This is a genomic window from Spirillospora sp. NPDC049652 (assembly GCF_040675125.1).
Lineage (GTDB): Bacteria > Actinomycetota > Actinomycetes > Streptosporangiales > Streptosporangiaceae > Spirillospora.
On sequence record NZ_JBFAOF010000388.1, the window covers coordinates 1 to 6,266 of the forward strand.

5 protein-coding genes are annotated in these 6,266 nt (G+C 76.3%); 4 read left to right on the forward strand and 1 reads right to left on the reverse strand.

From position 1 onward, the window contains the following. From AB0J52_RS22900 to AB0J52_RS22910, 3 genes are all read left to right on the forward strand, one after another. On the forward strand, positions 1–461 hold a 461-nt coding region (locus tag AB0J52_RS22900), incomplete at its 5' end, for a substrate-binding domain-containing protein (RefSeq protein ID WP_500183983.1). Further along, positions 458–2,806 carry a beta-glucosidase gene (locus AB0J52_RS22905; protein ID WP_500183984.1) on the forward strand — a complete coding sequence of 783 codons (2,349 nt, stop codon included), beginning with the start codon at positions 458–460 and terminating at the stop codon, positions 2,804–2,806. The genes AB0J52_RS22900 and AB0J52_RS22905, both read left to right, overlap by 4 nt. After that, a complete protein-coding gene (locus AB0J52_RS22910; RefSeq protein ID WP_500183985.1) occupies positions 2,803–4,335 on the forward strand; it encodes a glycoside hydrolase family 43 protein in 1,533 nt (510 codons plus the stop codon). Before AB0J52_RS22905 ends, AB0J52_RS22910 begins: the two co-directional genes overlap by 4 nt. Here the strand turns inward: AB0J52_RS22910 and AB0J52_RS22915 are convergent. Then, complete coding sequence (locus tag AB0J52_RS22915; RefSeq protein ID WP_500183986.1) at positions 4,332–5,552, reverse strand: ROK family transcriptional regulator; 1,221 nt, start codon at positions 5,550–5,552, stop codon at positions 4,332–4,334. The genes AB0J52_RS22910 and AB0J52_RS22915 overlap by 4 nt on opposite strands. Before the next feature lie 88 nt (positions 5,553–5,640). Here AB0J52_RS22915 and AB0J52_RS22920 point away from each other — a divergent pair. Beyond that, the coding region (locus tag AB0J52_RS22920) for an FGGY family carbohydrate kinase (RefSeq protein ID WP_500183987.1) at positions 5,641–6,266 on the forward strand (626 nt) is incomplete at its 3' end.

Sequence of the window (6,266 nt, forward strand, 5' to 3'; positions counted from 1 at the left end):
CCGCCGACATGCTCTGCACGCAGGCCCGCGTGGACGGCTACCGGACGGCGCTGGAGCGCGCCGGGATCGAGGTCGACAAGGACCTGGTCCGGTACGGCGACTTCCACCACCGCGGCGGCTTCGCCCGCACCCGCGAGCTGCTGGAGCTGCCCGAGCCGCCGACCGCGGTCTTCGCCGGCAGTGACGAGCAGGCCATGGGCGCCTACCAGGCGGCCCGGCTCGCCGGGCTGCGCATCCCCGAGGACCTCAGCGTCGTCGGTTTCGACGACCTGCCGACCTGCGAGTGGCTGTCGCCGCCGCTGACCACCGTCCGGCAGCCGCTGGAGGAGATGGGCCGCGTCGCCGCCCGCACGCTGCTCCAACTGCTGGACGGGCGCCCGCCGCTGACGCCGCGCGTGGAACTGGCCACCGAGCTGCGCGTCCGCGCGTCCACCGCCCCGCCCCCCACGGAGGAACGATGACCGAAGCCGCTCCCGCCGCGCACGCGGTCCGTGAACCGTGGCGGGACCCCGCGCTGCCGGCCGCCGCGCGGGCCGCCGACCTACTGGCCCGGATGACGCCGGAGGAGAAGGCGGGGCAGCTCGCCGGGTACTGGGCGGTGCCCTCCGGAGCCGGTGAGCCCGTGGCCCCGATGGAGGACGACTTCCAGGAAGAGGCGCCGTCGCTCGACGAGGTGGTCGGGCACGGCCTCGGGCAGCTCACCCGGGTGTTCGGGACGGCGCCCGTCACGGCGGCCGAGGGCACGGCCCGGCTGTGCGACCTGCAGCGCCGCGTCGCCGCCGGGAACCGGTTCGGGATCCCGGCGATCGCGCACGAGGAGTGCCTCAACGGCTTCATGACCTGGGGCGCGACCATCTTCCCGAGCCCGCCCGCGTGGGGCGCCACCTTCGACGCCGGCCTCGTGGAGGAGATGGCGGCCGCGATCGGCTCGGTGATGCGGGCGGCGGGCGTCCACCAGGGCCTCGCTCCGGTGCTGGACGTCGTCCGCGACCCGCGCTGGGGCCGGACGGAGGAGTGCGTCGGCGAGGACCCGTACCTCGTCGGCGTCCTCGGCACCGCCTACGCGCGGGGGCTGGAACGGTCCGGTGTGATCGCGACGCTCAAGCACTTCGCCGGGTACTCCGCGTCCCGCGACGGCCGGAACATGGCGCCCGCGCCGATCGGGCCGCGCGAGTTCGCCGACGTCGTCCTGGAACCGTTCGTCATGGCGCTGCGCGACGGGGGCGCCCGGTCGGTCATGCACTCCTACACCGCCGTGGACGGTATGCCCGCCGCCGCCGACGAGGGCCTGCTGACGCGGCTGCTCCGCGACGAACTCGGCTTCACCGGAATCGTGGTCGCCGACTATTTCGGGATCTCCTTCCTGGAGTCCCGCCACCGCGTGGCCGGATCGCGGGCGGAGGCCGCCGCCGCCGCGCTGCGCGCCGGCGTCGACATGGAGCTGCCGAGCGTCCGCTGCTTCGGCGCACCGCTGGTCAACGCGGTCCGGAGCGGCGCCGTCCCGGAGGAACTGCTCGACCGCGCCGCGGCCCGCGTCCTGACGCTCAAGGCCGAGCTGGGCCTGCTCGACGGGCCGCCGTCCCCCGCCGGAACGGAGCCGGACTCCGACGCGCCGGGCTTTGAGGCACCGGACCTCGATCCGCCGGAGCACCGGGCGCTCGCCCGGCGCGTGGCCGAGGAGTCGGTGGTGCTGCTCGCCAACGACGGCGTGCTTCCGCTGGCGTCCGACGCGCGGGTCGCGGTGGTGGGCGCGCTCGCCGACGACCCGTTCGCGATGCTGGGCGCCTACACCTTCCCCGGACACGTCGGGCGCGGGCATCCGGACCTGCCGCTGGGCGTGGAGATCCCGACGCTGGCCGACGCGCTCCGCGCCGAGGGCGCCGATCTGCGGGTGGCGGCCGGCGGGGACGCGCTGGAACCCGACGACGCCGACATCACCGCCGCCGCCGAGGCCGCCCGGGCCGCCGACGTGTGCGTGCTCGCGCTCGGCGACCGCGCGGGGCTGTTCGGACGCGGCACGTCCGGCGAGGGCAGCGACGCCCGGACCCTCGCGCTGCCGGGCCGGCAGGCCGACCTCGCCGCCGCGGTCCTGGACACCGGGACGCCGACCGTCGTCGTGCTGTTCACCGGCCGCCCGTACGCGCTGGAGGGCGTCGCCGACCGTGCCGCCGCGGTCGTCCAGGCGTTCTTCCCCGGGCAGCGGGGCGGACCGGCCGTCGCGGGGGTGCTGTCCGGGCGGCTCGAACCGTCCGGGCGGCTGCCGCTCAGCGTGCCCCTGCGCGCGTCCGGCCCGTCCGCGCCCTACCTGCGGTCGGCGATGGACGGCGCGCACGGCTGGAGCAGCGTCGACCCCGCGCCGCTCTACCCGTTCGGGCACGGCCTGACCTGGACCCGGTTCGAGTACGCCGACCTGCGGGCGGACGAGCGGGCGGGCACGGACGGGACGGTCACGGTCAGCGCGGTCGTCCGCAACGCCGGGGACCGCGCGGGGACCGAGGTCGTCCAGCTGTACCTGTCGGACCCGGTCGCGTCGGTGGTGCGGCCGGTGCGCTGGCTCGCCGGGTTCGCGCGGGTCCGGCTGGAGCCGGGCGAGGCGGCCCGGGTCGCGTTCGAGGTGCACGCCGACCGGACCTCCTTCACCGGCCCCGACCTGCGGCGCGTCGTCGAACCGGGAGTGGTGGAGGTCGCCGTCGGGCGGTCCAGCGGCGACCTGCCGCTGCGCGGCTCGTTCACGTTGGACGGGCCGGTCCGCGAGCCCGGCCGGGACCGCGTTCTGACCGTCCCGGTGCGGGTGACGCGGTTGTGAGGCGCTTCCGCAACCCCGTCCTGCCGGGCTGCCACCCGGACCCGTCGATCTGCCGGGTCGGCGACGACTTCTACCTCGTGACGTCGAGCTTCGAGTGGTTCCCCGGCCTGCCGGTGCACCACAGCCGCGATCTGGTGCACTGGCGGCCGATCGGGCACGCCCTCGACCGGCCGGAACAGCTCCCGCTGGACGGCGTCCCCGCGTCCGGCGGGCTGTACGCGCCCACGCTGCGCCACCACGACGGCACCTTCTACCTGGTCTGCACCCTCGTGGACGGCCCGGACTGGTCGGGGCACTTCGTCATGACGGCCCGCGACCCGTCCGGGCCGTGGTCGGACCCGGTGCGGCTGGCGGGCGCCGGCATCGACCCGTCCCTGTTCTTCGACGACGACGGCCGCGCCTGGTGCACCGGGACCCGGCCGACCGGCCGGTACGAGGGGCACACCGAGATCTGGCTGCGCGAGTTCGAACCCGGGTCGCTGTCGCTCACCGGCGAGGAGCACCTGATCTGGGACGGAGCGCTGAAGGGCGCGATCTGGTCGGAGGGCTCGCACCTCTACCGCGTCGGCGGACGGTACTACCTGCTGACGGCCGAGGGCGGCACCGCCATGGACCACGCGGTGATGGTCGCGCGGGCCGACCGCGTCACCGGCCCCTACGAGGGAAGTCCCCGCAACCCGGTGCTGACCCACCGCCACCTCGGCTCCGGCCACCCGGTCGTCGGGACCGGGCACGCCGACCTGGTGGAGACGCCGGACGGCGAGTGGTGGATGGTCCTGCTCGCCATGCGCCCGCACCACGGCGACCGATGTGCCCTCGGCCGCGAGACGTTCCTCGCCCCGCTCACCTGGGAGGACGGCTGGCCGGTCGCCGCCGGCCTGGTCGAGGCGGAGGGTCGTGCGCCGTCGTTGCCGGAGCACCGGTGGCCCGCCGTCCCGGCCTGCGACCGGTTCGACGGGCCGGAGCTCGACCCGTCCTGGGTCATGCTGCGGACGCCGCGCGAGCGGTGGTGGAGCTTGACCGACCGTCCCGGCCGGCTGCGGCTGCGAGTGCGTCCGGACGGCCTCGACGGCACCGCCAACCCGTCCTTCGTCGGACGGCGGCAGCGGCATCCGGAGTTCGCCGCGTTCACCGCGGTCGACTTCGCGGGCGGCGACGGCGAGGAGGCCGGGCTCGCGCTGATGCAGAACGGCGACTTCCTCGTCGTGCTGGCCGTGACGGGCGGGAGGGTGCGGCTGGCCGCACGCGAGCGGGGCGTCACGACCGTCCTGGCCGAGGCGCCGGTCGGGCCGGGAGGCGTCGGGCTCGGGTTCGAGGCCCGCGGCCGCTGGTACCAGGCGTCCTACTCCCCGCGCCCCGGGCAGTGGACGCCGCTGGGCGACCCGGTCGACGGCGACCTGCTGACCAGCCAGGTCGCCGGCGGTTTCACCGGCGTCCTCGTCGGCCTCTACGCCACCTCCCACGGCCGGTGCAGCACGAACCACGCCGACTTCGAGTGGTTCGAGTACCTCCCCCTCCCGTCCGACTAGAGGAGGCGGGCGGGGTCGGCGATGACGCGCTCGATGACGAGCCCGGCCGCGCCGAGGACGGCGGCGCCCTCGGCCAGGCCGGACACCTCCACCGCCGGGACGCCGCGGCGCAGCGCCCCGGTCCCGGCGGCCAGGACCGCTTCGAGCGGCGGCCGGATCCACGCGGCCAGCGGCGAGAAGACCCCGCCGAGCACGATCGCGTCCGGGTCGAGGAGGTTGACGGCGGAGGCGAGCGCCCCGCCGAGCGCGCGGCCCGCCCGGTCCACGGCGGCGAGGGCGGCGGCGTCACCGCCGTTCAGCCGGTCGAGGAGCGCGTTCACCGAGCCGTCCGGGCCGGTGACCGTCCTCGCCTGCGGGACGCCGGCGGCGCGCAGCATCGCCTCCTGCCCCGCGATCTGCTCCAGGCAGCCGCGCCCGCCGCACGAGCAGGGCGGGCCGGAGGGGTCGGCGACCAGGTGGCCGAGCTCGCCGGCGAAGCCGTGCGCGCCGCGGAAGACCCGGCCGCCGACGACGATGCCGGCGCCGATCCCGACCTCCCCGGAGACGTGCACGAAGTCGCCGAGCCGCGCGCCGTCCCCGAACCACAGCTCGCCCAGCGCGGCGAGGTTCGCCTCGTTGTCGTACTCGGCGGGCAGCGGCGCCGCACCGGCCGGCGGCGCGACGGGGAAGGCGGTGGGGACGGGGACGTCCGTCCAGCCGAGGTTCGGGGCGTGCCGGACGACGCCGCGCTCGCGGTCGAGCAGGCCGGGCAGCGCGACGGCGGCGCCGGCGACCGCGAGGCCCTGGCCGGCGACCGCCGTGACGGCCTCCGCGGCGAGCGCGGCCAGCGCGGCGAGGACGTCGGCGGGCGGACGGCCGCGGTTGTCGGAGCTGACCACGTGCCGGTACCGGACCTGCTTGCCGAGGTCGAGCACGCACGCGGCGAGGTAGTCGACGTTCACCTCGAGGCCGAGCCCGGCGGCGCCGTCCCCGGCGATCGACACGCCGACGCCCGGCCGGCCGCGCTCGCCCTCGTGCACAGGCGCGCCGTCGCGGACGAGGCCCGCCCCCTCCAGCAGGCCGACCAGGTTGGAGACGGTGGTCTTGGTGAAGCCGGTCAGCTCGGCGAGCCTCGCCCGGGTGACGGGCTGGTGCCGGGCGATGTGCTCCAGCACGACCGCGAGGTTGCGGCCCCGCATCGTCGCGTGCCGGACGGGGGCGTTCCCGGACTTCGTCATGAGTCCACCCTAATTCAATCCGGTTCCTGGGCAGGGCCGATGCCATCTGCTACGTTAATTAGTCCATACTCTTTACGAAAGAGGGCGCATGGCCGAGACCCTGGTGGCGGGCGTCGACTCGTCGACGCAGTCGACGAAGGTCGTGCTCTGCCGCGCCGGGGACGGCGCCGTCGTCGCGGAGGCGTCGGCCCCCCACCCGGACGGCACCGAATGCCATCCCCGGCACTGGTGGGACGCGCTGTCGCGGGTCCGCGACGTGCTCGAACGCGCCGACGCGGTCGCCGTCGCCGCCCAGCAGCACGGGATGGTCGCGCTCGACGGCGGCGGCGAGGTCGTCCGGCCCGCGCTGCTGTGGAACGACACCCGCTCGGCGCCGCAGGCCCGCGCCCTGGTCGCCGAGTTCGGCGGGCCACGGGCGTGGGCGGAGCGGACCGGCAGCGTGCCCCTCGCCTCGTTCACCGTCGGCAAGCTGCGCTGGATGGCCGAGCACGAACCGGAGAACGCCCGCCGCACCGAGCGGGTGATGCTCCCGCACGACTGGCTGACCTGGCGGCTCGGCGCGGACGAACCGGTCACCGACCGGGGCGACGCGTCCGGCACCGGCTACTGGTCCCCCGCCACCGGCGCCTACCTGCCCGACCTGCTGCGCGCCGCCCTCGGGCACGACGCCGAGCCGCCGCGCGTCGCGGGCCCGGGCGAGGCGGTCGGCGAGAC

Coding starts and splice junctions, on each gene's coding strand:
- AB0J52_RS22915 (WP_500183986.1), bottom strand. CDS start 5,552: ATGACGAAGTCCGGGAACGCCCCCGTCCGGCACGCGACGATGCGGGGC.
- AB0J52_RS22905 (WP_500183984.1), top strand. CDS start 458: ATGACCGAAGCCGCTCCCGCCGCGCACGCGGTCCGTGAACCGTGGCGG.